Raw genomic sequence first — 25506 nt, 5'->3', positions numbered from 1 at the left:
ATTACCTCTGTGAATTGGGAGAGAAGGCACCGTTGGTGCCTTGGTTCACAGAGGTGATATAGGTTTGAGACCGAGTGGAATGAAAGATCTAACGAGGGTGAGTTCTGTTCATTTACTGTCCGACTCCGAACGGATTGGGTTCCAGGAATGGACGGAGAAGAAATTCTAACCTAGGATCAACATGTTAAATCTACTTTTCGTTTCTTCCCCATCACCGAGTAAAGCATGAAAACACCTGAACCATTTCTCAAAGTCAGGGTACACGACGCTGCAGTTTCTCCAGGACTACTTGGGCTTTGCGTAGGTTACGAACTTGGAGAGTGGCGGACAGAGCAGCTTGCTGACCATGCAATGGAGTGGTTGCCAGAGTTTGCTCTGACACACAAAGAGCTAGAAGGAATGGATTCATCCAATATCGTTCGGCTGATGCGCCATGCAGCTGCAAACGTATACGCAACTGAAAAATTTCAAAAACGTGGGGAGTTCGGCGAACTATTTCTCCATGCCGCAGTACGTCAAGTTTTCGGGTCTCTCCCCGCAATAAGCAAAATTTATTACAAGACAGCCCGAAATGACACCGTCAAAGGATTTGATGCAGTGCATGTGGTTCCTGGAGAGGAAGGGTTAGAGCTCTGGCTAGGCGAGGTAAAATTCTATAAAGACATAAACCAAGCGATCAATGATGTCGTTCAGGAATTACACGACCACACACAGAGCAATTATTTAAAAGACGAATTTTTATTGATTACTGGCAAGATCGATGACGAGTGGCCTCATTCTCAAGAGTTAAAATCGTTGCTCTCTCCAAATACTTCGCTCGATGAAGTTTTCTCAAAAGCGGTTATCCCAGTACTCCTCACCTACGACAGTAAATGCGTTGGAGAATATGAAGCGTGTTCCTCCGAGTATTGTGCGCAATTTGAGGCGGAAGTTCGCCATCACTACGAAAAATTTGCAAAGCAAACACTGCCAAACGTAAGCATTGAGCTCTTCCTCATGCCACTTGGTGACAAGCAGTCACTCGTTACTTGCCTGCATCAAAAGCTGGAAGCTTGGAAAAACTTATGAATTACGACGAAATCGTAGAAGCACTCTCGAACCGGAATCACATTCAATCGAGTGGGTTCGAACTCCTTCATGAAATAAGCGCATACATCAATAATGACGCAGAAGAAACTGTAGCTCGAGAGTTGGTTCTTCGAGCACTTGACAAAAAAGATGCCTTTGGTGAATTTCGGCATATCTTAGACGCTTTCACGCGGCAAGTAGGCCTATTTCCATATTTGACTCGAGAAAATCTCAATATACGTGATCTAATCGCATATGAACTTCACAGACCAACAGACCAATCCGAAATTGTCTTCAACCGAGTGCAAGCGGAGGTCTTTCGACGATTAGATGTCGGCGAGAATGTAATTCTAAGCGCGCCAACCAGTTTTGGAAAAAGCCGCATTTTAGATGCAATTATATCAACCGGACGACACAAAAATATTGCTGTAGTCGTTCCGACAATAGCACTAATCGATGAAACTCGCCGCCGCTTAGCTGAAGCAAATTACGAACAAAAAATAGTTACTCAAGTTACACAAAGATCGTCAGAGTCGAATATTTTTGTTTTCACCGCTGAAAGGTTAATAGCTTACCCCGATCTCCCGCAAATAGACTTTTTTGTCATAGATGAATTCTACAAGATAGATAACCTTGAAGAAGACGACACAAGGACAGTGGCCTTAAATCAAGCCTTCTATCGATTATTCAAAGGAGGTGGCCAATTTTACTTGCTTGGCCCCTCTATCAGACAGATACCAACGGGCGTAGAAACACGCTTCAATTGCACCTTTATTCACACCGACTTTTCGACCGTAGTAACAGAGTTACACACAGTCGACGGCGAGGGAGATGATACTGAACGGCTTAAGAAGCTAGCCGAAGATATCTCCGGCCAGACGCTTATCTATTGTCAATCGCCAAAGCGAGCTAATGAAATTGTCGAGAGCTTAGTTGACTCCGGTATCAGTGCGTCGGAAAAAAGTTTCGATGACGAATATGAGTGGCTATCTAATCACTTCCACCCCGAATGGATTTTTCAGCGAGCTCTCAAGTTCGGTATTGGCTTGCACCATGGAAGATTGCCTAGGTCCTTAGGGCAATATATTGTTAGAGAATTTAATGAAGGTCACATAAAATTCTTGGTCTGCACGTCTACACTAATTGAGGGCGTAAACACTTCAGCAAAAAATGTTATCGTGGTCGACCGTAATATCGGTAACCAACCGTATAACTTTTTTACTTTTAACAACATTCGTGGGCGATCAGGACGAATGTTTCAGCACTTTATAGGTAATGTATATTTGTTTAACCAACCCCCTCAGGAGGAGCTGCCCCTAGTTGATTTCCCTGTTTTTACTCAAGGTGACAACGTCCCGGAGAGTCTTTTAATACAAATGGACGAAGTCGACCTAAACACTAAGTCGAAAAACCGGATTGCTGGATATCTTGATCAAAGCGTCCTACCAATCGACCTCTTAAAGATTAATAGCTCTATAGACCCAGCCGATCAAATAACGCTAGCTGAGCATTTATGGTCACTCAGTCCCGAGAAAACCAAGGATCTCATATGGAGTGGTCGTCCAGCATATAAAGAACTTGATACTGCGTGTAGACTAATTTGGCAGTTTTTAACATCAGGTCGAGGCAAAAGCGGTGTATTTTCCGGCCCACAGCTAACGTTTAAAGCTTGGGACCTAATGAAGGGAAAAAGCATTCGTGAACGAGTAGAAAACGAACTCATACCAGGCCAATATGCTGCCAAGAGTGCGAATGAGGCAGTGGAACGGATATTTTCTTTTGATAGAAACTGGGCTGGATTCGAACTCCCCAGGCTTTTAATGGCACTCTCAACTATCCAAGATCATGTGTTCACCGCTCGATTTTCACATAGCGGCGATTACAGCTATTTCGCCCACCAACTTGAGTGCCTATTCAGAAATCCCTCAGTAGTGGCAATGGAAGAGTACGGGCTACCTATTCAGATAGGTGAAAAGCTAACGAAGGCTCTCAGCTTAAGTGATGACTTGGACGAGGCTCTTGATCAAGTGCGTAAGCTCGAACCGAGCCAACTAACCTTTTTGTCCCGCTTTGAGCGAGATATGCTGCAAGATCTCCAAGCTGGGCTGTGAGCGCACTTCAATGCGTAATGAATTAATTAGCAAACTATCGTTAATAGGGTAAGCTAATTCAGTAAGAGCAAAAGGTAGATGAATGGTTCAGGTCGTCACTTTAAGAGATATTGCTAGAGAACGAATGAATACGTGCTCTGATCAGCTTGCACGAAAATTTCTTCGCTCCGTGAGGCCTATATTCGGAAGTACAAAGCATGGCGAACCGGAACATATCGGTAGTTGTGTTTTAGTGGAGTTCGGGGGAACAAAATACGTAGTTACTGCTGCGCACGTAATTGACAACAATGAACAGACAACGCTTTATGTAAGTGGCGAGAAAAATTTGGTTGAAATAGTGGGTGATTTCCTTGTTACTGAGCCTCCAAGTGGCCATAGAGGTAACGACAAACTGGATTTTGCAGTACACAAAGTGAGCGAGGATTTCGAAGCATCGCTTGGGCATTTGGATTACATCGATGAGAAAGAATGTCTTACTCATTCCCAAAGAGAGCCACAAAAATTCTGTCTAGCGTTGGGCTATCCCAACTCGAAAAACAAAAAGTTTGATCGGAACGCAAAAACTGTAAAAGAGGTCCCCTTTATCTATTCGTCGTTCCTCAAGCACGAGGCCGACCTTTTCTCCGCCGTTGGTGCAAGCGCTACGAGCCATTTACTCCTAGATTTCTGTGGTAAGTATTCTAAAGACGAGGAAGGTAACAAAGTCAACTCCTGGTCGCCGATAGGAGTCAGTGGAGGTGGTCTTTTTTCAATTAAGGGGTTAGATTTTGCTAGCATTCGTGCCGACAGTTGGTGCCAAGGTAAGCTGATCGGCATTTTCATTGAATTCCACAGAGCTCAGAAAGTGCTGGTGGCCGTTAAGCTCTCTACAATTTACGCAGCTCTAATAAATGCAGGCAAGGGACGCTTCTGACGTCACGCCTCTGCTGCGAGAAATATCACGAATTTGGGGGTATTTTTAGGGGTATATTTCTTAATCCGATTATTTTTATTCTATTTAATCAATACTTTACTGTCTTGCTCGAGTCCTGCCGGGGGTACCAATTCAGCGTCTACTCCGCCCCGAAAAATCCCCATTAGCCCCGCATTGCAGAATTCGGAAACACCGGTAATACATACTGCACACCTGCCTAATAAACATAGCGACTACCGTTTTTAATCTTCAGGCAGCCTATAGTCGCAGCGCTTAAACTGGTTGACCACCTGGAAGGGATCCGGGATCTCTCAGAAAAATCGAAAGCCTTGCTCCTGACCGAACTCAAGCACTGCCACACCGGTTACATGAAATCTGTGAATGCCAATCATGGGCGCTCCTAAAGCCATGGTCCCCGCCGGCGAGGGCCGGATTCTAGACCTAGCCCCATGAACAGGCGACTATGGCTTCTATACACACAGGGGGCTACCTTGCTGAAGCAACGGGAATAGTAGAAGCTTTAGGCTTACGCTTTAATAACTGTCTGAAAACAAGAGGAATGAAAGCCAAAAGGATCAAAGTAATTGGTGTAGGCTCGGGTACTCGGACAAAATAATTCGCTGTTCCCGAAAATCCTTCCCAGTACGCAGAGTCTAGGCCACGGATATCGCCATGGTCGAAGTTGAACGAGTCAAACGTCCCCAAGGCGTGAAACCAACTCGTGAATTTTGTATCCGTGACTGAACTTAATTGCATAAAGGAAATGCTACTGGCGTCGAAATAATGAGAAAAAACTCTTTCACCAAGATTAATTTTGAAATAAGTAACGCCACCACAAATTGTGCCAACGTTGCAGTTTTCGTCATAGGCTATGGTATCGGTATCAAAAGTCATACGGCCACGATACCTGTCACCCACCTCTAGCCAATCTTTTAGCTGCGCCCCATCCTCATCTACACCCTGAAATTCAGGGTTATCGGTTGCATCCGAGACTTGGGTGACGTGGCCGCCGAAGACATAGGAAACCGGAATGGCGTGCGCCGCGTGAGCGATGCTCGATAATACAATCAGTAATAATAGTCTCATATTTGCCACCTATTTTTCCGTTTTTCCTGGTTCAAGCAAATTACCTTCCAGTTTTTTAAGCCTATGTATTACAACAAGAAGATAGTTTTCGCTAAAACTTTTCGCTTAAAACTGTAAGCAAATTCGACGCAGGCAGGTGGAAATACAGACGAACTAATCATCCTTTTTTCTGGAGGCTTACCACGATATCGGAGCACGCGAACACGAACACTGGATCATCAGACGCTATTCACGGCACCACTCCATCAGCGTGGCTACGAAAACAATAGTAAACGATAAGTTTATTCCGGTGCTTTGCCGCTCGAAATCCCACCGAACCTTCTGAAACTTGGCAATTTCAGCTACCCTGAACCCATAAAAACACCTCAACTCAGTTAGTTGCAAAACCGAAGTAACGGCGGCGAGCGCATGGATAAGAAAAAGCTCACAGAGCGGGACATCTGCACCAAGTACATCAACCCTGCCCTGCAGAATGCAGGCTGGGACATGCACAGCCAGGTGCGAGAAGAAGTCTCATTCACCGCAGGCCGCATCATCGTGCGTGGCAGGCTGCACACCCGTGGCAAACGTCGCCGGGCCGATTATGTTCTCAGCTATAAGAAGAACATGCCCATTGCCATTATCGAAGCCAAGGACAACAGCCACAGCCTGGGCGATGGCATGCAGCAAGCTCTAGCCTATAGCGATGCGTTGGACGCTCCCTTCGTGTTCAGCAGCAACGGCGACGGCTTCCTGTTCCACGACCGAACCGGGCTCTTCGGCCAAACCGAGACTACCCTGAGCCTGGACGAATTCCCCTCCCCGGAAACCCTTTGGGAGCTCTACTGCAAACACAAAGGTATTCACCAGACCACTGCCCGGCAAACCGTCGAACAGCCCTACTACGATGACGGCAGCGGCCGAACACCCCGCTATTACCAGACAGTCGCCATCAACCGCACCGTAGAGGCCGTGGCCCGCGGGCAGAACCGCATTCTGCTGGTAATGGCCACCGGCACGGGCAAGACCTTCACCGCCTTCCAGATAATCTGGCGGCTGTGGAAGTCCAAGCAGAAGAAACGCATCCTGTTCCTGGCCGACCGCAACATTCTGGTCGACCAGACCAAAAACAACGACTTCAAACCTTTCGGCCAGGCCATGACCAAGGTCACCAACCGGACGGTAGACAAATCCTACGAGATTTACCTCTCGCTGTATCAGGCCGTCACCGGCAGCGAGGACGAGCAGAACATCTACAAGCAATTCTCACCGGATTTTTTCGACCTGGTCGTTATCGACGAGTGTCACCGGGGCAGCGCTTCTGTAGATTCGGCATGGCGCCAGATTCTGGAATACTTCTCTGCTGCGACCCACGTCGGCCTTACCGCAACGCCCAAGGAAACAAAGGAAGTCTCTAACATCGACTACTTCGGCGAGCCGGTTTACACCTACTCACTGAAGCAAGGCATCGAAGACGGCTTCCTGGCTCCGTACAAAGTTGTTCGTATCGACCTCGACCGCGACCTGCAAGGCTGGCGCCCCAGCAAGGGCCAGACCGACAAGCACGGCGAGCTCATCGACGACCGCATATACAACCAGAAAGACTTCGACCGCACCCTGGTGCTCGAAAAACGGACTCAAGTCGTGGCACAGAAAGTCACGGAGTTTCTGGAACAGACTGACCCGTACCAGAAAACCATCGTGTTCTGCGAAGACATCGACCACGCCGAACGCATGCGCCAGGCCCTCGTGAACCTGAACCCGGAGCGAGTGAAAGAGAACCGAAAGTACATCATGCGCATCACCGGCGATGAGCAGGAAGGCAAGGCCGAGCTGGACAACTTCATCAACCCGGAAGAGCGTTACCCGGTCATTGCCACCACCAGCAAACTGATGACAACCGGTGTAGACGCCCAGACCTGTAAGCTCATCGTGCTGGACCAGCGCATCCAGTCCATGACCGAGTTCAAGCAAATCATCGGCCGTGGCACCCGCATCAACGACGACTACAACAAGCACTGGTTCACCATTCTGGACTTCAAGAAGGCTACCGAGCTGTTCGCAGACCCAGCGTTCGACGGCGACCCGGTGAAGGTCTATGTCCCCGGAGCCGGAGATCCCGTGAATCCGGATGACGAAGAGGCGCCGGAAACCCCCGAGCCTGAGCACGGATGCGGTGAGGAACCGGAAGGCTATGAACCAGACCCGGACGCTGGCTGGGACACCGACGACCCAAAAGGCGTAGATACCGGTGGCCCGGGCGAAGGCGGCGGAACAGGTGGCGGCCGAACCCGTTACGTAGTGGACAATGTTGAAGTAACCGTCATCGCCGAACGCGTCCAGTACCTGGGGCCAGACGGCAAGCTCATCACCGAAAGCCTGAAAGACTTCACCCGCAAGAAAGTGAAAGAGCAGTACGCCACCCTCACCGACTTCCTCAAAGGCTGGAACGAAGCCGAGCGCAAACAGGCCATCATCGAAGAACTGGCCGAACAAGGTGTGATGTGGGACGACCTCATCAAGGATGTCAGCAAGAAACTGGGGGCTGAACCCGACCCGTTCGATGTCATCTGCCACATCGTCTACGACCAGCCACCCCTGAGCCGCAAGGAGCGGGCCGAGCAGGTGCGCAAACAGGATTACTTCAGCAAATACGAAGGCGCCAGCAAAGAGGTTCTGGACGCCCTGCTGGACAAGTACACCGATGACGGCATCGAGCCCATCGAGGACGTGAAGGTGCTCACCATCGCCCCCTTCAGCCAGCTCGGTGCGCCCATGGAGCTGTTACAGGCCTTTGGCGGCAAACCCGGCTACACCGACGCGGTGAAAGACCTGGAAGACGAGCTGTACCGGCAAACGTCCTGACCCGAACGAACCGTTTAACACCATTCCGAACACCTAGGAACTGAACACCTATGTCTATCAGCACCACCATCAAATCCATTCAGGACATCATGCGCAAAGACGTTGGCGTAGACGGCGACGCCCAGCGTATCGGCCAGCTGGTCTGGATGCTGTTCCTGAAAATCTTCGACGACCGCGAGCAGGAGTGGGAGCTGTTCTACGACGACTACAAATCGCCGATTCCGGAGCAGCTGCGCTGGCGCAACTGGGCCGCCGACCCCGAAGGTATGACCGGCGACGAGCTCAAAGACTTCATCGACAACACCCTGTTCCCGGGCCTGCAGAACCTGGAGCCGGCCGGTGACGACTACCGGGGCGTGGTCATCCGCAACGTGTTCGAGGATGCCTACAACTACATGAAGTCCGGCCAGCTCATGCGCCAGGTTATCAACAAGCTGCAGGACGGCATCAACTTCAACAAATCCGCCGAGCGCCACGAGCTGGGCGATATGTACGAGCAAATCCTCAAAGACTTGCAAAGCGCCGGCAACGCCGGTGAGTTTTACACCCCGAGGGCGGTGACCGAATTCATGGTCAACCGGGTAGACCCGAAGCTGGACGAGAAAGTAATGGACCCGGCCTGCGGCACCGGCGGCTTTCTCACCTGCACCATCGAACACAAGCGCAAGCACTACGTCAGCACCCCGCAGGACGAACAAACCCTGCAGAAGAGCATCCACGGCGTTGAGAAAAAGCCCCTGCCGCACCTGCTGGCCACCACCAACCTGATTCTGCACGGTGTCGAAGTGCCGGACCAGATAAAGCACGACAACACCCTGGCCCGCCCGCTCATCAGCTGGGGCCCGAAAGAACGGGTGGACGTTATCGTAGCCAACCCGCCCTTCGGCGGCATGGAAGAGGACGGCATCGAAACCAACTTTCCCAGCGCCTTCCGCACCCGAGAAACCGCCGACCTGTTCATGACCCTGTTCATCCACCTGCTGCGGGACGGTGGCCGCGCCGCCGTGGTGCTGCCAGACGGCTTCCTGTTCGGCGAGGGCATGAAAACCCGGCTCAAGGAAAAGCTGCTGGAAGAGTGCAACCTGCACACCATCGTGCGCCTGCCCAACGGCGTGTTTAACCCCTACACCGGCATCAAGACCAACCTGCTGTTCTTCACCAAGGGCAAGCCCACAGAGGCCGTATGGTACTACGAACACCCCTACCCGGAAGGCTACAAGAGCTACAGCAAAACCAAACCCATGAAGTTCTCGGAGTTCCAGACCGAAATCGACTGGTGGGGCTCAGAGGCAGACGGCTTCGCCAGCCGCGAGGAAACCGAGCAGGCCTGGAAGGTTTCCATCGACGACATCAAAGCCCGCAACTACAACCTGGACATCAAGAACCCCTGGCAAGGCGAGGAGATTAATCACGATCCGGACGAACTGCTGGCCAGGTACGAACAGCAGCAGGCCGAAATTCAGGAAATCCGCCACCAGCTGCGGGACATCCTGGCCGATGCGCTTTCTCACAACATCAGTGGGAAAACCGACGGAGGTGCTGCGTGAGTGCGCGGGAGTTGATTACCAAGCATCTGGATTTGTGGACCGGGGCCGTCACGAAGAAATCCAGCAGTGGCCGTGGCAGCAACGGTAAGTTTGAGCTTACTGGGGTTAAGAAGCTTCGAGAGCTGATTCTGGAGCTGGCAGCTAGAGGCAAGCTCATAGAGCAAAACCTGGAGTCAGAGTCTGCCGAGTCATTTCTAGCTCGCTTGAAAGAAGAAAGGGCAAGTCTTGAAGAAAAAAAGTTGTTAAAAAAACGGAGGAAACCCGTTGCCGCTCTCAGTACAAACAACCTCCCGGCTTTGCCAGCCAATTGGAGTTGGTGTCAGTTGGGTGAAATCGCGTTTAAGTTAACAGATGGATCTCATAATCCACCAAAGGATGCCGGCAGCGGGATACCAATGCTGAGCAGCCAAAACGTAAATTTTGGAGTGATCGATTTTGAGCGCCCATCTCGTTACTTGACGAGTGAAGCTTTCGAAAAAGAAGATGCAAGAACCGGAGCTCGAGCTGGCGACGTGCTCCTCACAATTGTGGCATCGTTAGGTCGTGCTGCAGTCGTTCCAAAGGACGCACCTTACTTTGCACTGCAACGTAGCGTTGCTGTAATTGAAACTCCTATTAATTCCGAGTTTTTGGCATACCAACTAATTGCTCCTCATTGCCTCAGTTACTACGATACTCACGGCAAAGGAACTGCTCAGAAAGGAATTTACCTTGGCAAGCTAGCGGCAATGCCGATCGCTATTCCTCCCGAGGAAGAACAAAACCGCATCGTCCAAAAAGTCGATGAACTGATGGCTCTTTGCGACCGGCTGGAACAGCAAACCAGCGACCAGCTCGAAGCCCACGAAACGCTAGTGGACACCCTGCTCGGCACCCTCACCCAATCCGAAAACGCCACCGAACTGGCCGAAAACTGGGCCCGCCTTGCCGCCCACTTCGACACCCTGTTCACGACCGAACAGAGCATCGACAAGCTCAAGCAGACAATACTTCAGCTGGCAGTAATGGGGCGCTTAGTGGAGCAGGATGCGGAAGATGAGTCGGCAACAGAACTTCTAAAAAAAGTTGCGATGGAAGAGGACCGGCTAAGAACATCTGGCAAATTTAGGCGGAAACGCCCTACGAAATTTGGGACGAACCAATCAGCGCAGCAAAGCTTACCCTCAGGGTGGGCGCTGGCGCCTCTTTCCCAACTCGGAAGATTTTCAGGTGGCAAGACACCAAGCAAATCAAAGTCACAATTCTGGGGTGGCCATATTCCATGGGTTACGCCCAAGGACATGAAAACACAAAAGGTTGAAGGTTCAGAAGACAAAGTTACCCAACTCGCTGTAGACGAGGGCCTTGAACTTTTCCCTGAAAACGCCGTCCTCTTCGTTGTAAGAAGTGGAATACTCCGCCGCATGTTTCCTACCGCAGTTTCCACTATTCCCTGTACGGTAAACCAAGACCTAAAGGTACTAACACCGCACCTACCGGAACTTTCCCCTTATATTCAATTGATGATGCTGGGATTTGAGCAATTCATACTTCACAACCTGACCAAGACCGGCACGACCGTCGAGAGCCTCAAATTCGAAGAATTCGCCAACTGCCAATTTCCCATTCCGCCATTTAAAGAACAAGTGCGGATCAGAAAGAGAGTGCAGGAACTGATGGCTCTCAGCGACCAGCTCAAAGAGCGGTTGAACCAAGCCAGCGAAACGCGCTGTCAGCTGGCTGAGGCTGTTGTTGAAAAAGGACTTTCAGCATGACTACCGAATACAACGTGTACTGCGATGAATCCTGCCATCTGGAAAATGACGGCCAGAAGGCGATGGTACTGGGTGCGGTCTGGTGCCCGAAAGAAAAGCGGCTGGAAATCGCCGAGCGGATTCGCGAAATCAAACAGAAGAACGGCCTCGAACGGGATTTTGAAATCAAATGGACCAAGGTGAGCCCATCAAAGCTGGCCTTCTATCAGGACATCGTTGATTACTTTTTCGACGATGACGACCTCCATTTCCGCGGCTTGGTCGTCCCGGACAAAAGTGTGCTCGACCATGAAAGGCACCAGCAGGACCACGACGAGTGGTACTACAAGATGTATTTCACCATGCTGAAAACCATCTTTGACCCGGATTCGCGCTACTACGTCTACATTGACATCAAAGATACCCTGGGCCATGAGAAGGTCGAAAAACTTCAGGACACTCTATGCACCAACGCTTACGACTTCTCGCGCAGAATGATTGCAGACGTAAAACGAGTCCACTCCCATGAAGTCGAACACCTGCAGATAGCGGACTTGCTGATAGGGGCCCTTTCCTACCTACACCGCGAATTATCCGGAAACAGTGCCAAAGAGGCTCTAATCGCAAGAATCAGGCAGCGCAGTGGTTATCGCCTGACACTCAACACCATGATGCGAGAGCTCAAGTTCAATCTTTTGATTTGGAACAGCAGGATTTGACCATGGATGGAGCACCCGAGTGGCTACCCGGACTGGAGCTATTTTCCGACTATAGCGGTGACTGGGAACAGTACCTTGGTGCGATTTATCAAATCTTCTGTCGGGATTTTGTGGACTCCAAGCCACTCTTCCGGGGACAGCGTTTGGCATTAAAACGGCACCCGGTTGTAGACGGGAAGGAGGCAACCTTCTGGCACATGACCAGCGAAGGCAGCGTGGAATCTGAAAGAACACCGGATTTCAGACGGTGTGAACGAATCCGTTGGCCGCGTCCCGTTATCGAAAACGAGAATGACCCCGCCCTGAAAGTGTGGTCAGAGAAACGAGGCAATGAAAACCGGATTCATCTGTGGTTTGAGGCGGAAGGCTATCTCGTCGTTTTAGCTGAGCGCGCCACCTACACACTCCCCTGGACGGCCTTCTACATCGAACGCCAACACCAACGGGACAAGTACACAAAACGCTGGAAACGAAACACAGGTAGGAAATAAGGCTGGCCGCGCCCTCAAAGAGGACGGGGCCGTAACTCCTTCCACACTTACGCCCGAGGGCTGGTAGATGAGCTGTGCTGAACTATAGTGCCACCTCAGGCTAATTTCAATGGCCATTCGGCTACTTCGTATACAAGGTCACAGCGGTTCTGTCGGGCAGGCAGATATAAGAACCCCCGCGTAAGCTCCTGTCGGGGCCAAGAGGCAGGGGTCGTGTTAGCCGGAAGGTTAAAACCATAACAGCTCGGCATGCAAGCAGTAATTCCGGAAGAATGGAGAACCCATGAAAAACGGCTGGATGATTCGCGCCGGCAACGGCGGCCGGTACTTTGACGACTTCAAAGACAACGACTGCGTAGCCATTGGCTGGAACAGCTTGGGCGACCTATGTAACTACCCGAGCCCTGGAGCGCTAAAGGAGGCATACATACAGCACTTCGGCAACGCGAAGCCAGGGCGCACGGCCAACGCCATTGCCATGATTCGCAAGTTCCGGGACGACATCACGCAAGGAGACACCCTCATCACCTACAGCCAGGAGCATCGGGAGTACCTGGTTGGCGAAGACCTGGGTCAGTATGAATTCCGCCCGGAGCCCGAACAGGTAGGCGAGTTCCAGCACATACGCAAAGTGAAGTGGCTGGGCCGTGTATCCCGAGACCAATTCAGCCAGGCCACCAGAAACAGCCTGGGATCCGTTCTGACGGTATTCTCGCTGTCGGATTCTGTCATCAGCGAAGTTCAGGACCGGCTGGCGGGAAAACCGGTGGTACAACCGACCACCGCGGATGAGACGCAAACAGCAGAAGCCGAGTTCGAGATACTGAGAGAAGAGGTCGTCGCCCGCGGCCATGAACTTATCAAAGACAAGATACAAGGCCTGGCCCCAGAGGAAATGGAAGAACTCACCGCGGCCCTGCTCCGCGCCATGGGCTACCAGACCCGGGTTTCTGCCCGGGGGCCTGACCGTGGTGTAGACGTACTGGCTTCTCCCGATGGCCTGGGGCTTACTCAACCCCGCATCAAGGCCGAAGTGAAGCACCGAAGTGGCAGCATGGGCTCCAACCCCATCCGTAGCTTCATTGGCGCCCTTCGTGAGGGGGACCAAGGCTTGTTCATAAGCACCGGCGGTTTTACCCGGGAAGCCCGCTACGAAGCCGAACGGGCGACCATTCCGGTAACGCTCATCGACATCGACCTGCTGGCCGACCTGGTGGTAGCGAACTACGAGCGGTTTGATATTGAAGGACAGCGGCTACTGCCGCTGGTGAAGGTGTACTGGCCTGCCGAGTAGCAGCAACTTGATTCAACTTGGAGAGGGGCTGGCTAAGCCCCGTCGCATCAAATCAAGCAGGTAGTGCAAGTTTTTGCGGGTACTACTGAGGGTACCACGGTCTCCCCCAGCCAGCCCCCGTCAGTAAATCAGCTCACTACACTCAGTCTCGTCGTATTCAACTGTATCGGTTGTGCCAATCACCGTGGTAGTTGCGACCGTCGCCTGATCAAGTGGCGCAACCATGCTGTCACCATAGCGGATCTCCACCCCGGAATTCTCCGGAGCCCCCACAACCCGCACTATGCCGACCGAGGGGCAGCCACCACCAGAGACGCGCTGTATGGTTTCCTCGGTGGTAATGTCGACGAAGCCGTCAATTGCGGAACCGATAAGGCGAGCGTTCAGGGTGACCGATGTAATCCCGCCAACCGTGCTGAGTGCCGTTTCAGCAGTCTCTATCGCCTGGTAGTCCGTACCCCTGAGGAATTCCAGCGCCTCCGTGGTGTAGGTCTCGGTTCTCGGACCTTCAGGCGGCACTACAATCTCCCAGAAATCCGCGCCTTGCATGGCAATGGATTCACCGGAACCCACAATGGTTCCGGTCAGGTCGATTTCCTGGAATCCATCAACCCTTTCAGTGCCATCGCTCTCGGATTCGATATTGACGTAGGTATAGGTGCCATCCAGTACGATGGTGTTAAGGGAAGGAACCTCCAACTGACAATTGCGGAATTGCCAGGTGACATCCGTAGGAGCTTCCTGGTTGAGCGTCAGGGCAAGGGTGCCGGCATTGTCACAGCTGAGGGTTACGGTGTTGCCATCCTGACTGACAACGTCGTTCCAGCCCCTGATTTCTTGGCGTATTTCGTCTATCGCCAGGTAGGTCTGGTCGGCGTCGGAAAACACGCCCTGGACTGCTTCGAAGTCCGCTTGGGTCTCCACCGTCGCCCGTCGCTCGCTGAATGGCCCCGGATCCAGCACCAGCCCGACCCCCTCTGGTGGCACTGACGGTGTGCCACCGCCACTGCCATTATCGCTGCTACCACTGCTGCCACCGCCCCCACACGCCGCCAACGCCGATACGGTTCCCACTGCCACTAACCTGACCATTGTTGTTTTGACCACAGCAAATGCTCCCTTTTCATCGGCCGGCGCGAACAGACCACCGGTGCCGGTGCGCCTGACTTCCTTTCGCGTCTTCCATGTCTACGTAAAGCAGTTGAATGGCATTTACCACTCACCTGTTATCCATGGCTTACACATTCAAAATAGTAGTTCATGCAACAAAAATCCGGCAATTTTTTATGAAATTTTAAGTTTATTCATTGCCGGTTTTTATCGTCTGGAGATCCCTTGGCGCAACGCCAAGGTCTCGCCAGTTCTCGGGGTGGCAGGTAAACAGCAATATCTGGTGGCGACGGGCGGCGTCGAAGAGCACCCGTTTCATCTGGTCCAGGCGCTGTTTGTCACTGTGAACAAGAGTGTCATCCAGAATGATCAGCGTCGGCCGGCCCGCTTCCTGAAGCAGGTCCGCGTAGGCAAGGCGGCTGATCAGCCCCATCTGCTCGCGGGCGCCGAAGCTCAGCTCCTGCAGGCTGCCCCGCTCCTGGCCCTGTGGGACCGCGCGGGTGAGTTGGCCGGGAATAAGGTTGTCGTCCACGTCCAGGGTGGCTTTGGGGAACAGCACTCCCAGGTAGTGATTCAGGTGTTTCTGCAGCGGCGCCTGCAGCCGCCGGGTCAGTGCCTGGCGCTTGTCCTGCAGCAGTCCCAGCAGCAGGTCGAGCGCCTCGGCCCGCTGGTGCAGTTCCCGGTATCGCCGGCGCACATGTTCAAGGCGCGCGGCCAGTTCGTCACGCTGCTCCTCCAGGCCTTCCGCACCCTGGCTTTCCAGTTTGCTCTGCAAGCCGGTCAGCTCGAGCGCCTCCTTCTGGTGGCCCTTTTCCAGTTGCTCAGCGCTTGCTCTGTAGCGCTCTATGTCCTGCTGAATCAGTTGCGGGCGGGCGTCATCAATCCGGCTCTGGCGCTCGCTGACCGACTGATTCAGCCGGGCTTCACGCTCTCCGGTTTCCATCACGCTCTGCTGCAACGCACGGAGTTCCGCCTGACGCCCGGAGTTTTCCAGCTCATCCTTCAGCTGTTGCCACTCCTTTTCGGCGTTGGCCAGGTTCTGTACCGCGGCGTACTGTTGCTTGCTGTGTTCCTGCAACTGCAGGTCAGCCTCGCGCAGTCGCTGTTCCGCGATCTCCTGGGTCGCTTCGGCACTGGCAACCGTGCCGGCGTCGGCGCTGGTTTCCGGCAATGCCTGTTGTTCGGCCTGTAGCTGTTGCCGACGATTGTCGAGTTCCTGCTGCTGGGCCGCCAGCGTCTCCACGCCCCGTGGCGCCAGGGACGCCAGCAACCCCTCCAGTCGCTGGAGGTTTTGAGTGCGCTGCGCCTGCTCCGCTGCCATCTGCTCCGCTTGTTCGGGCGACGCCACGTTCAGGCTGCGCAGCTGGCTTTCATAATTTTCCTGAAGGCGCTCGAGTCGGCGCTGCACGCTGGCCAGGTCATCACCGCCCGGGGTGATGGTCAACTGGCCAAGGCCAGGCAGCAGCACCGCGGTTTCTGCCAGAAGCAGCCGGTCGCCCTCCCCCTCGACTGTCTCTCCGCCCACCGACAGGGTCTCGCCCTCCTCGAGCCGGTAATGAAGTCGGGTGGCAATGGCATGTGACCGAATGCGCTCTTCTTCGAGCTGGCGATGGAGCGCGCGCAAATTTTCAAGGGCCTTGAGGTCAATAGGATTAACCTGCAGCTGCTGGCGGGTTGCCTGAAGCTCGGTGAGATAATGCCGGGCCTGGGTCAGGTTTTGCTCAACCCCCTCGAGTTGCTGCTGAACCTGTCGGAGATCATTTTCAAGGCGCGCTCTTTGTTCCTGCTCTTTAGCCACCCGCACCTGGCTGCGGGCGTTTTCATAGGCCTTTTGGGCGGCGGCTTGCGCCTCGGCGGTCTGGTTCTCCCGGGCCCTGAGGGACTCCAGCGCACCCTGACAGGCTTTCAGATGTTGTGCCCGGGTTTCCAGCTTGTTAGTCGCTGCTTCCGCCTGTTGCTGTTGCTGGCGCAGTAGCTTGAGATTTTCCTGGCAATCCCGCAGAGCCTGTTGCTCACGCTGTTGCTCCTGCTGCCATTGCTCAATCTCGCGAGAGCGGCGCTCCGCTTCCTGAAACTTCTGGCGGGCGGCCTCCCACGGCCGCTCCCGTTCGTTCTGCTGATGTCGCTGGCGTAGTTCCCCCAGCCGGTCAACCAATGCCTGGTACTGACTGATCCGCTCCTCCAGAGACTCCAGCTCGCTTGCCAGACTGTGCTGTTCCTCACCCAGTCGGGCGTAGTCACCCCGTGGTTTTCCGGTGGCGGTCAACAGTTCTGCGCGCTGGCTTTGAATCTGTAAAATGACGTCGTCGCCGCCGGAGCTGGCCACCTCACCCAACAAACTGTTCAGGGCCGATTGCAGGTGGTCACCGGCATAGGCGACGGCATCGTGGATGTTCTGACCGCTTCCCTGCTCCACCCAGAGCAGCCCAGGAATGCCCCAGTGCTTGTCCTGGCTGGCGCCCCGTGACGCGAACTGGAACCCGAGCAGATCTGCGAGCTTGTCTTCCGCTTCTTCTCCGGAAAAAGCCTCGCCGCCCACCTCCAGGTCACAGCGTTTCTGCTGCAGAAAACGTTTTTTCAGATGCCACGACCGCTCCCCGGTGACAAACTCCAGTTCCACCGTGGGGGCGGCAGAGGAATCGCCCCAGGGGCGCAGGTCATCCACGCTGCTGGAGCGGTGGCGTTCAAAGAACGCCGCACGGATCGCCCTTACCAGCGTGCTTTTGCCCGATTCGTTGGGCCCGTGAATCAGGTTCAGCCCGGGGTCGAGATCATCGAGCGTCAGGGGTTGGCGGAACTGGCGCAGTTGTTCAATGCGAAGGCGCTGGATTTTCATGACGACGCCTCCTCAGTTGTGCCGGTTCGCTCCATCAACACCGTGGTGAGTATCGCCAGCGCCTCGCGGGATGTCTGCGCCCGTGATTGGTCTTCACTGACCTGCAACTCCCGGAGGTCTGCAATTACCTCCCCCAGATAACCGTCAGCGTTGAGTGCGGCGATATCGTCGTCCGTGGGCTGGAGTGACAGCCCACTACGGTCACACTGAACGCTGCGGTGCTTTGCTTCGGCCACGGAAAGCGCCTGCAATAACCGGCGCTCCCCGGCCAGGTCCACCACCCCGGACAGTTTCAGATCAACCACGGCAGGTGCTGACAATTCGCTAAGCCGGGCCAGCAACTCATCCAGGTCGGTGGCAACGCTGATCTGCTCTTTCCACTGCACCCAGGCATATTGCCCCGTTGCGTGTCGTGTCACCACCGGCTCTGCCCCCGGGCTGGCAATCTCCACCACCAGGGCCACACCGGCGTCGTTGTTGCGGAACCGTTCCGCTTCAGGCGTGCCGCTGTACCAGGTCCGGCTGTTGATCTGCTTGACACCGTGCCAGTCCCCCAGCGCCAGATAATCCAGACGCGCCTGCACGGCGCGGTCGGCAGCAATGGGATTTGCCGAATCAATGCCTTCTGCCAGCAAGCCCTGCACGCTGCCGTGGGCCAGCCCCACGCGAACCAGACCCTCTGCGGTCTCCAGTTCATCAAACCCCTCGGTCAGATCGGAGTGGGTGTGGCGTTGGGTCAAGGGGGCGGCGAGGACGGCAAGACTCTGCTGGCGCAACTCTACAACACCCGGCTCGAGAGCCAGATGGGCGTTATCCGGAACCGCATTCAGCCGCCGGGCGCGGGTCCACACGCTCTCCGCCAGGGCGGCATCGTGGTTACCGGGTAACAACACCCACGGCCCACTGAATCCGGCCATGGCGTTGAACACCCGGCGAATGGCCCGGTCGGAAACGGTCTGGGCATCAAAGACATCTCCGGCCACCAGCACCGCATCGCACCGCTCATCCACCGCCAACCGTGCCAGTCGCTCTATCGCCGTGAAACGTGCCTCGGCCAGCGCTACCCCATCGTCGTTTTCGAAACGGCTGTAATAGCGGCCTATCTGCCAATCGGCGGTGTGGAGAAAGCGTGGCATGGGAATCCTGTCATTCTGGTGGTCGGGTCAGGCGGTAACTCTACGTTCAAACGTTGTGGAACGAAAGTCTGGCCCGGTTTGTGCAATGGTCCTCAACAATGAACCTGCACGCGTTCGATTTTTGTCACCGATTTTCAGTGACGATGGGAGGTTAGTTACCGTGTCGCTGCTTACATCTCTGATCAAGGCCAGTACCCAGTTCCAGAGTGCGCTGGAGAAACGCCCGGCTGCCACCGCAGAGCAAACCGCCGGCAAGGCCGCGGAAACGCGGGCTGCGGAACAGCCGTCGTCGCCTACCGACGACCGTTTCACCCGCACCACGCCACAGAATCCGGATCTGGCCGCGCTGAAATCACGGAAGCTGGCGGTCACCGATTACAAGCAAAGCGTGGGGCAGGATCTTGCCTTCGTGCGGGAAACCCTGCGGCACAAACTTGCCGAGTACGGGATGCACCCGGCCACCGCCATCAACGTGACCAAGGGCGATAACGGCAGTGTGCAGGTGGAGGGCAAGTTGCCGGAGGCCAAGCGCGCACAGATCGAACAGGATCTGAACAACAACAAGGGGTTTCAGGAGGCGTTCAGCCGCCTGAGTGTCAACGAACCCACCCTGCACTTCGTGGATAACGCGCTGAAGCTGAACCGCGCCTACGGCGTCAACAACCCGTTACTGGATACCCTGGTCAGCGACAACCAGCAGTTCAATGGTCTGCAGGACCTGGTGCACCGCTACGACACCATGCGCCGGACTGTCAGTTCCGAGCAACTGGAAGCGGCGGGCGCGCGAAAGAACTACGCCTTCAGCTTCAACACCCGCGCCTAGATTCCGGAGCGGCCTGCCCGCCGCACCGGACTTACTGAAACGGTGCCGGGTCGCCCTTGCCTACCCGCGTCACCTCCGGCGCATCACCGGTCATGTTGACAACCGTGGTGGCCTCAAAGCCACAGAATCCGCCATCAATGATCAGATCCAGCTCATGCTCAAGGGTGTCGCGAATCTCGTAGGGGTCGGTCATCGGATCGGTTTCACCGGGCAGGATCAGCGTGCTGCTCATGATTGGCTCGCCCAGCTCGCCCAGTAACGCCTGCACGATGGGATTGTCCGGCACCCGCAAGCCAATGGTGCGGCGCTTGGGATGGAGTAACCGCCGTGGCACTTCACTGGTAGCATCCAGAATGAAGGTGTAAGGCCCCGGGGTGAAGGTTTTCAGTAATCGGTACTGGGTGTTGTCCACTTTGGCATAGACGCCGATATCGGACAGGTCCCGGCACATCAGGGTGAAATTGTGCTTGTCGTCCAGCTTGCGCACACGCTTGATACGGTCCGCCGCCTGCTTATCCCCAAGATGACAGCCAATGGCGTAGGCCGAGTCCGTCGGGTACACGATGACCCCGCCGTTACGAAGGATATCCACCGCCTGGTTGATCAGCCGCTTTTGTGGCGTTTCCGGGTGTATCTGGAAAAACTGGCTCATTGACGCTCTCCTGAGGCCATCGCCGGATCGTTTTTCGACCCGCCCATACAGTTGGGGGATTCCGGTGCCGATTGCCCCGAATCCGCCCATTCCTTCGGTGAGTATAGATGCAGCGCCAGGGCATGAACCTCGCCCGCCAGTTCCTCCGCCAGCACCTTATAGATGGCCTGATGGCGTTTCACTTTCATTTGTCCGTCAAAATCAGCCGACACCAGCGTCACCTTGAAATGGGTCTCGGAGTTGGGCGGTACGCTGTGCTTGTGGCTTTCGTTGTCCACCCGCAGGTGATCCACGGCAAACGCCGCAGACAGTTTCTGCTCGATCGAATTCTGGACTTTCATGAGACCTTCCGCTCCTTGTCGCGCTTTCGCGTGCGAACTGCAAAAAACCGTATATGTCGCCAGTCTACTACAGAGCCCGCCAGCCTTGACACAACAAGGCCAAAAGGCCATCTTCCCTTCCCGATCCGAACACGTCCCGATGCCATGCAACTGTACATAGCCGAAAAACCGAGCCTGGGCCGCGCCATCGCCGCGGCATTGCCCGCGCCCCATCAGAAGGGACCGGGGTGGATTCGCTGTGGCCAGGGCGATCAGGCGGTCACCGTCAGTTGGTGCATCGGGCACCTGCTGGAACCAGCAGAACCGGGCACCTACGATCCCCGGTGGCAGAAATGGCGCCAGGAAGACCTGCCCCTGTTTCCGGAACGCTGGGAAGTCACCCCCAAGGACAGCGTGCGCCAGCAGCTCAACGTGCTGGAGTCTCTGATCCGCCAGGCCGATACCATCGTTCATGCCGGTGATCCGGACCGCGAGGGTCAGTTACTGGTGGATGAGGTGATTCGCTACTTCGGGGCCACCTGCCCGGTTCAGCGGATACTGATCAACGACCTTACGCCAGCTGCCGTCGCGCGGGCCATTCGCAGCCCCAGGGAGAACCGCGAGTACCGTCGGCTGTCTCAATCGGCACTCGCCCGCCAGCGGGCCGACTGGCTGTACGGCATCAATCTCACCAGGTTCTATACCCTGAGCTATCAGCAGCAGGGGCAACAGGGGGTCTACTCGGTCGGTCGGGTGCAGACGCCGGTGCTGGGGCTGGTAGTTGAGCGCGACCACACCATCGAGCACTTCGAGCCGCGCCCCTTTTACCGCATCGAAGCCACCTGCCACGGTATTGAGCCGGACAGCGATCCATCGCCGTTCACCGCACGCTGGTTGCCCGATGAAGCCTTCCGCGAACATCTCGACGACGAAGACCGCCTGCTCGACAAGGCCACGGCCGAGCAGATCGCCGGTGCGGTCGAGGGCCGGCCCGGCACCATCACCGAATCCCGCTTCCGTGACCGCAACGAGGCGCCGCCGCTGCCGCTGTCGCTGTCGGCGCTGCAGATCGAAGCCGGGCGGCTGTTCCGCATGGGCGCAAAAGACGTGCTGGATACCGCCCAGAATCTGTACGAGCGTCACCAGCTGATCACCTATCCCCGATCTGACTGCCGTTACCTGCCGGAAGGCCACTACGATCAGCGCCAGGCCGTGATTCGGGCCATTGGCCAGGTAGACGGCGACCTGACCCCGGCCTGCGATCAAGCGGATCTGGCACGGCGCACCGCGGCGTGGAATGACAAGCAGGTGGATGCTCACCACGCCATCATCCCCACCAGCCGGCCGTCCGCCAACGGCAAACTGACGGCGGCTGAAAGCAAGATCTACAATCTGATCGCCCGCTTCTATCTGATGCAGTTCAGTGCCGACGCCGTGCATCGTGAAGGCCGGCTGACCGTCAGCATCGGCGAACACCGCTTTCGGGCCACGGAAACGGCGATCCTGACGCCAGGCTGGAAGAACCTGGAAATCCGGCTGCGGGAAGGCGCGCAGGAACCCCGCAAAGCGCCGCTGCCACGGCTGGAAAAAGGTGAGCCGGCGCTGTGCGACCAGACCAGAATCCGCGAGCGCAAAACCCAGCCGCCCCAGCACTTTACCGATGCCACCCTGCTGTCCGCGATGACCAACATTGCGCGCTTCGTAAGCGATCCGGAGCTGCGCAAAACCTTGAGGGAAACCGACGGGCTGGGCACCGAAGCCACCCGAGCGGCCATTATCGATACCCTGTTCAAGCGGGATTATCTGTATCGGGACAGCCGCCACATCAAGGCGACTGACAAAGGTAAGGCCTTGATCGGCGCGCTACCGGACACCGTCAGCAAGCCTGATATGACGGCAATCTGGGAAGCCACGCTGGAGACGATAAAGCGTGGCGAGGGTGACCCACGACAGTTCCTGGCGGACCTGAAGCAGCAGATCAGCGGCTTCATCCGCACCCGTCCGGGGGCGTCCGATTCAGCCGGGGCGCAACAGCCTGCCACGCCGCACTGCCCCAAGTGCCGCACAGCAATGCGCGAGCGTGACGGCAAGTTCGGACGCTTCTGGGCGTGCACCCGCTTCCCGGACTGCAACGGCACCCGGCCCCTTGAGGACCACGCGCCTGCCGATGGTACCAGCCAGAAACCAGTACCCTGCCCCCACTGCTTTTCGCCCCTGGTCCGGCGTCAGGGCAAAAAAGGCTGGTTCTGGGGCTGCAGTAATTTCCCCGCGTGCCGACAAACGATTGATGACGACGACGGCAAACCCGCGATTCGTTTACGCAAGTCTACATAACGACACTGAAGGCAGGCCCACGATCTGTGATAATGCCAAACATTACCAATATTTTAACCAGTGGAACGCCATTTCCGGGAGATGCTTGATGCGCATAGCTTTGCTTGAAGATGAGCATGAACAGGCACAGCACGTTCAGTCCATTCTTTCAGAGCGCGGACACCACTGTGACAGCTTCCCCACGGGGCAGTCGTTTTTGAGTGCCGTGCTGCACCGCAGCTACGACCTGCTGATCCTTGACTGGCAAATCCCGGATATGACGGGGATCGATGTTCTGCAAAGTGTGCGGGCACAGCTCAACTGGCCCATTCCGGTGGTGTTCCTGACCCAGCGTGACAGCGAATCCGACATTGTTCGGGCACTGGATGCCGGCGCCGATGATTACCTCTCCAAGCCCGCCCGGGAAGCGGAACTGGTGGCGCGAATCAATGCCCTGGCCCGGCGCACCAACCCCGACAGTGACAAAGAAGTGCTCCGCTATGGCCCCTTCGAAATAAACACGCAACAACGCAGCATCCTGTTGCATGGCGAGTTGCTGACCCTGACGGACAAGGATTTCGATCTCACCCTGTTCCTGTTCCAGAACCAGGGGCGATTGCTGACCCGTGAGATGTTGCTGGAACGGGTATGGGGCCTGGCGCGCGACATCAATACCCGTACGGTGGACACGCACATGAGCCGGCTGCGCCGGAGATTGGGCCTGAACCCCGAGAACGGCTTCAGAATCAAAACCATCTATCAGCGCGGCTACCGGCTCGAGGCCATGAGAGCCAACGAAACCGAAGCGCCGGTCGAGACCATGGATCACGCCTGAAATGACCTACGGCTCCAAACCCAGACTGACATCACTCACCCTTGTGTCCGCGCTGCTGGCGCTGTCCTTTGCGGCGCCGGTATGGGCGGAACTGTCCATTACCCGGGGCTCCCTGCAAGCAGCCAGCCATTCACCTCAGGCCAACGCGGTTCCGGAGTGGCTCTACACGCTGCGTCCCGGCGAGAGTTTTACGGAAGTGACGAACGCCCTGCTGACCCGCAACATTCGCCCCGAACAGGTACTGCGTTACAACAACATCAGTAACGGTGCCGCCATCGGTGAGGGCGATGCGCTGAGAATCCCGCTCGCCTGGCTCAAACGCCAGCCGGATCCTGCCCGCGTGGTGTCGGTTTCCGGGCCGGTTCAGCATATTTCAGGAAACAGTGGCCGTAAGCAGGCACTTGATGCAGAAACCCTGGTGCGGGTCGGCGATGAAATCCTGTCAGGTTCCGGCAGTGCAACCATTGAACTGGCCGATGGTTCAATACTGCGCATATCCCCCAATTCACGCCTGATCTTCAACCGGCTGACGCAGTACGGCAAATCCGGGATGGTCGACACGCGTCTGCGACTCGACCACGGTGAAGTTCACACTCAGGTCAAGCCGGTAATTGAAGGGGGCGCACGATTCGAGATTGAGACTCCGTCAGCGGTCGCCGCCGTCCGCGGTACGGTGTTTTCCATGCAGTCAGGCCCTGGCACCACCAACCTCCAGGTCACTGAAGGTGAGGTCAGCTTTGGCCCTCCGGGGAAGACTCGCAACATTCCAGCCGGCTACAGCGCCAGCGTCTCCACCGCGGCCAATGGCAGCATGAGCATACGTCGGCTGCCTCCAGCGCCCACCCTCAATCCGCTGCCACCCCAGTTGAACCGCCTGCCGGCGGAGCTGAGCTGGCAGGCCAGCGCGGCGCCGTCCCACCGGCTCGACATTTTTGACGCCGAAACCGGACGCTGGGTCGAGAACCGGCGCGTGCAGGGTAATCAATACAACCTCAGCCTCCTCGACAACGGCTCCTATGAAATCCACGTCGCCGCACTGGACAGTCGCGGCATGCCCGGCATGCCGGGCATCGTTGAAGTGGAGGTCGACCTCAGGGCTCAGGCTGCCCGCCTGATTGCGCCTGCAGCCGGCGCCACCATTGACGATGACATGCCGGAATTCCGCTGGGAACTGAACGGCAACAATGAAGTGGCCCGCCTTGAAATCGCCGAGGACGACACCTTCCGCCGCCTGATTGCCACCAGCGAGTGGGCGCCAGACAACCAGGCCCTGCCGTCACGGCCACTGACTCCGGGCACCTATTACTGGCGGGTGGTCAGCGAAGCCGGTGGCAATTCGGTTGCCACCAGCGATCCCCAGGCCTTCACCATCAACGGTACGCTGCCCCCGGTTCGCATTATCAGCGTCAACTATGTGGACAGTCAGGTTCGGGTGTTCTGGGAAAGCGTGGATACCGCCACGGATTACCGGCTCCAACTCGCTGAAGAGCCCAGCTTCCAGAACATCATCAAGGAGGCGACACTTGCAGATACCACGGCGGCCTTGCGCCTGATTCCCGGAAGACGGTATTTTGTGCGCCTGAAAGCTCTTTCGGAAGGTCCACTGGCAAGCCGCTGGGGTCCCGGGAGGGAGTTGTACCTGGAATAAACCATTGCACACGGACATCCAACAGCA

19 protein-coding genes are annotated in these 25506 nt (G+C 55.8%); 13 read left to right on the top strand and 6 right to left on the bottom strand.

Features of this window, described 5'->3' with window-relative positions; genetic code table 11:
• The first annotated feature begins 225 nt into the window (after positions 1 to 225).
• From DYI22_RS04455 to DYI22_RS04445, 3 genes are all read left to right on the top strand, one after another.
• Entirely contained in the window at positions 226 to 1068 is an 843-nt protein-coding gene (locus DYI22_RS04455; protein WP_213476824.1) for a DUF1837 domain-containing protein, read from the top strand.
• Positions 1065 to 3179, top strand: a complete 2115-nt coding sequence (locus tag DYI22_RS04450; RefSeq protein WP_213476823.1) for a helicase-related protein — start codon at positions 1065 to 1067, stop codon at positions 3177 to 3179. Before DYI22_RS04455 ends, DYI22_RS04450 begins: the two co-directional genes overlap by 4 nt.
• Positions 3180 to 3261: 82 nt before the next feature.
• On the top strand, positions 3262 to 4092 hold the full coding sequence (locus tag DYI22_RS04445; protein WP_213476822.1) for a trypsin-like serine protease: 831 nt from the start codon (positions 3262 to 3264) through the stop codon (positions 4090 to 4092).
• Positions 4093 to 4578: 486 nt separating this feature from the next.
• Here DYI22_RS04445 and DYI22_RS04440 read toward each other — a convergent pair whose 3' ends face one another.
• Positions 4579 to 5187 carry a hypothetical protein gene (locus DYI22_RS04440; RefSeq protein WP_213476821.1) on the bottom strand — a complete coding sequence of 203 codons (609 nt, stop codon included), beginning with the start codon at positions 5185 to 5187 and terminating at the stop codon, positions 4579 to 4581.
• 399 nt (positions 5188 to 5586) lie between these two features.
• On the opposite strand from DYI22_RS04440, the gene hsdR reads away from it, so the two are divergent.
• From hsdR to DYI22_RS04410, 6 genes are all read left to right on the top strand, one after another.
• The gene (gene hsdR / locus DYI22_RS04435; protein ID WP_213476820.1) at positions 5587 to 8022 is read left to right on the top strand and encodes an EcoAI/FtnUII family type I restriction enzme subunit R; all 2436 of its coding nucleotides are present in this window, start codon (positions 5587 to 5589) and stop codon (positions 8020 to 8022) included.
• Between the two features lie 50 nt (positions 8023 to 8072).
• A complete protein-coding gene (locus DYI22_RS04430) occupies positions 8073 to 9569 on the top strand; it encodes a type I restriction-modification system subunit M (protein WP_213476819.1) in 1497 nt (498 codons plus the stop codon).
• A complete protein-coding gene (locus DYI22_RS04425) occupies positions 9566 to 11323 on the top strand; it encodes a restriction endonuclease subunit S (protein WP_213476818.1) in 1758 nt (585 codons plus the stop codon). The genes DYI22_RS04430 and DYI22_RS04425 overlap by 4 nt, the downstream gene beginning before the upstream one ends.
• Positions 11320 to 12021: a DUF3800 domain-containing protein gene (locus DYI22_RS04420; protein ID WP_213476817.1), complete on the top strand. Its 702-nt coding sequence runs from the start codon at positions 11320 to 11322 to the stop codon at positions 12019 to 12021. The genes DYI22_RS04425 and DYI22_RS04420 overlap by 4 nt, the downstream gene beginning before the upstream one ends.
• 2 nt (positions 12022 to 12023) lie before the next feature.
• Positions 12024 to 12512 carry a hypothetical protein gene (locus DYI22_RS04415; protein WP_213476816.1) on the top strand — a complete coding sequence of 163 codons (489 nt, stop codon included), beginning with the start codon at positions 12024 to 12026 and terminating at the stop codon, positions 12510 to 12512.
• 283 nt (positions 12513 to 12795) lie between these two features.
• Entirely contained in the window at positions 12796 to 13806 is a 1011-nt protein-coding gene (locus DYI22_RS04410; RefSeq protein ID WP_213476815.1) for a restriction endonuclease, read from the top strand.
• Between the two features lie 120 nt (positions 13807 to 13926).
• On the opposite strand, the gene DYI22_RS04405 is transcribed toward DYI22_RS04410, so the two are convergent.
• The 3 genes from DYI22_RS04405 to DYI22_RS04395 all read right to left on the bottom strand — a co-directional run bounded on the left by DYI22_RS04405 (position 13927) and on the right by DYI22_RS04395 (position 18888).
• A complete protein-coding gene (locus tag DYI22_RS04405) occupies positions 13927 to 14880 on the bottom strand; it encodes a hypothetical protein (RefSeq protein WP_213476814.1) in 954 nt (317 codons plus the stop codon).
• 226 nt (positions 14881 to 15106) lie between these two features.
• Positions 15107 to 17752: an AAA family ATPase gene (locus DYI22_RS04400; RefSeq protein WP_213476813.1), complete on the bottom strand. Its 2646-nt coding sequence runs from the start codon at positions 17750 to 17752 to the stop codon at positions 15107 to 15109.
• Positions 17749 to 18888 carry a metallophosphoesterase family protein gene (locus DYI22_RS04395; RefSeq protein ID WP_213476812.1) on the bottom strand — a complete coding sequence of 380 codons (1140 nt, stop codon included), beginning with the start codon at positions 18886 to 18888 and terminating at the stop codon, positions 17749 to 17751. Before DYI22_RS04395 ends, DYI22_RS04400 begins: the two co-directional genes overlap by 4 nt.
• 160 nt (positions 18889 to 19048) lie before the next feature.
• Here DYI22_RS04395 and DYI22_RS04390 point away from each other — a divergent pair, with 160 nt between their 5' ends.
• Entirely contained in the window at positions 19049 to 19711 is a 663-nt protein-coding gene (locus tag DYI22_RS04390) for a hypothetical protein (protein ID WP_213476811.1), read from the top strand.
• A gap of 31 nt (positions 19712 to 19742) precedes the next feature.
• Here the strand turns inward: DYI22_RS04390 and DYI22_RS04385 are convergent, their stop codons facing one another.
• Together DYI22_RS04385 and DYI22_RS04380 are read right to left on the bottom strand one after the other, a co-directional pair.
• Positions 19743 to 20363 (bottom strand): L-threonylcarbamoyladenylate synthase, encoded by a 621-nt coding sequence (locus DYI22_RS04385; RefSeq protein ID WP_213476810.1) that lies wholly within the window; start codon positions 20361 to 20363, stop codon positions 19743 to 19745.
• Positions 20360 to 20704: a BolA family protein gene (locus DYI22_RS04380; protein ID WP_213476809.1), complete on the bottom strand. Its 345-nt coding sequence runs from the start codon at positions 20702 to 20704 to the stop codon at positions 20360 to 20362. Before DYI22_RS04380 ends, DYI22_RS04385 begins: the two co-directional genes overlap by 4 nt.
• 144 nt (positions 20705 to 20848) lie before the next feature.
• Between DYI22_RS04380 and DYI22_RS04375 the strand changes: the two genes are divergently transcribed.
• From DYI22_RS04375 to DYI22_RS04365, 3 genes are all read left to right on the top strand, one after another.
• The gene (locus tag DYI22_RS04375) at positions 20849 to 23017 is read left to right on the top strand and encodes a DNA topoisomerase 3 (RefSeq protein ID WP_213476808.1); all 2169 of its coding nucleotides are present in this window, start codon (positions 20849 to 20851) and stop codon (positions 23015 to 23017) included.
• Between the two features lie 88 nt (positions 23018 to 23105).
• Positions 23106 to 23831: a response regulator transcription factor gene (locus DYI22_RS04370; protein WP_213476807.1), complete on the top strand. Its 726-nt coding sequence runs from the start codon at positions 23106 to 23108 to the stop codon at positions 23829 to 23831.
• A gap of 1 nt (position 23832) precedes the next feature.
• Entirely contained in the window at positions 23833 to 25479 is a 1647-nt protein-coding gene (locus DYI22_RS04365) for a FecR family protein (RefSeq protein WP_213476806.1), read from the top strand.
• Positions 25480 to 25506 lie beyond the last annotated feature (27 nt).

This window comes from Marinobacter lipolyticus (genome assembly GCF_018424605.1).
GTDB classification, from domain to species: Bacteria; Pseudomonadota; Gammaproteobacteria; order Pseudomonadales; family Oleiphilaceae; genus Marinobacter; species Marinobacter lipolyticus_B.
This window is presented reverse-complemented; position numbering and strand designations above follow the sequence as displayed.

What these genes read in the sequence shown, in the direction of transcription:
- DYI22_RS04455 (WP_213476824.1), top strand. Translation starts at nt 226, where the DNA reads ATGAAAACACCTGAACCATTTCTCAAAGTCAGGGTACACGACGCTGCA.
- DYI22_RS04450 (WP_213476823.1), top strand. Translation starts at nt 1,065, where the DNA reads ATGAATTACGACGAAATCGTAGAAGCACTCTCGAACCGGAATCACATT.
- DYI22_RS04445 (WP_213476822.1), top strand. Translation starts at nt 3,262, where the DNA reads ATGGTTCAGGTCGTCACTTTAAGAGATATTGCTAGAGAACGAATGAAT.
- hsdR (WP_213476820.1), top strand. Translation starts at nt 5,587, where the DNA reads ATGGATAAGAAAAAGCTCACAGAGCGGGACATCTGCACCAAGTACATC.
- DYI22_RS04430 (WP_213476819.1), top strand. Translation starts at nt 8,073, where the DNA reads ATGTCTATCAGCACCACCATCAAATCCATTCAGGACATCATGCGCAAA.
- DYI22_RS04420 (WP_213476817.1), top strand. Translation starts at nt 11,320, where the DNA reads ATGACTACCGAATACAACGTGTACTGCGATGAATCCTGCCATCTGGAA.
- DYI22_RS04415 (WP_213476816.1), top strand. Translation starts at nt 12,024, where the DNA reads ATGGATGGAGCACCCGAGTGGCTACCCGGACTGGAGCTATTTTCCGAC.
- DYI22_RS04410 (WP_213476815.1), top strand. Translation starts at nt 12,796, where the DNA reads ATGAAAAACGGCTGGATGATTCGCGCCGGCAACGGCGGCCGGTACTTT.
- DYI22_RS04400 (WP_213476813.1), bottom strand. Translation starts at nt 17,752, where the DNA reads ATGAAAATCCAGCGCCTTCGCATTGAACAACTGCGCCAGTTCCGCCAA.
- DYI22_RS04395 (WP_213476812.1), bottom strand. Translation starts at nt 18,888, where the DNA reads ATGCCACGCTTTCTCCACACCGCCGATTGGCAGATAGGCCGCTATTAC.
- DYI22_RS04385 (WP_213476810.1), bottom strand. Translation starts at nt 20,363, where the DNA reads ATGAGCCAGTTTTTCCAGATACACCCGGAAACGCCACAAAAGCGGCTG.
- DYI22_RS04380 (WP_213476809.1), bottom strand. Translation starts at nt 20,704, where the DNA reads ATGAAAGTCCAGAATTCGATCGAGCAGAAACTGTCTGCGGCGTTTGCC.
- DYI22_RS04375 (WP_213476808.1), top strand. Translation starts at nt 20,849, where the DNA reads ATGCAACTGTACATAGCCGAAAAACCGAGCCTGGGCCGCGCCATCGCC.
- DYI22_RS04370 (WP_213476807.1), top strand. Translation starts at nt 23,106, where the DNA reads ATGCGCATAGCTTTGCTTGAAGATGAGCATGAACAGGCACAGCACGTT.
- DYI22_RS04365 (WP_213476806.1), top strand. Translation starts at nt 23,833, where the DNA reads ATGACCTACGGCTCCAAACCCAGACTGACATCACTCACCCTTGTGTCC.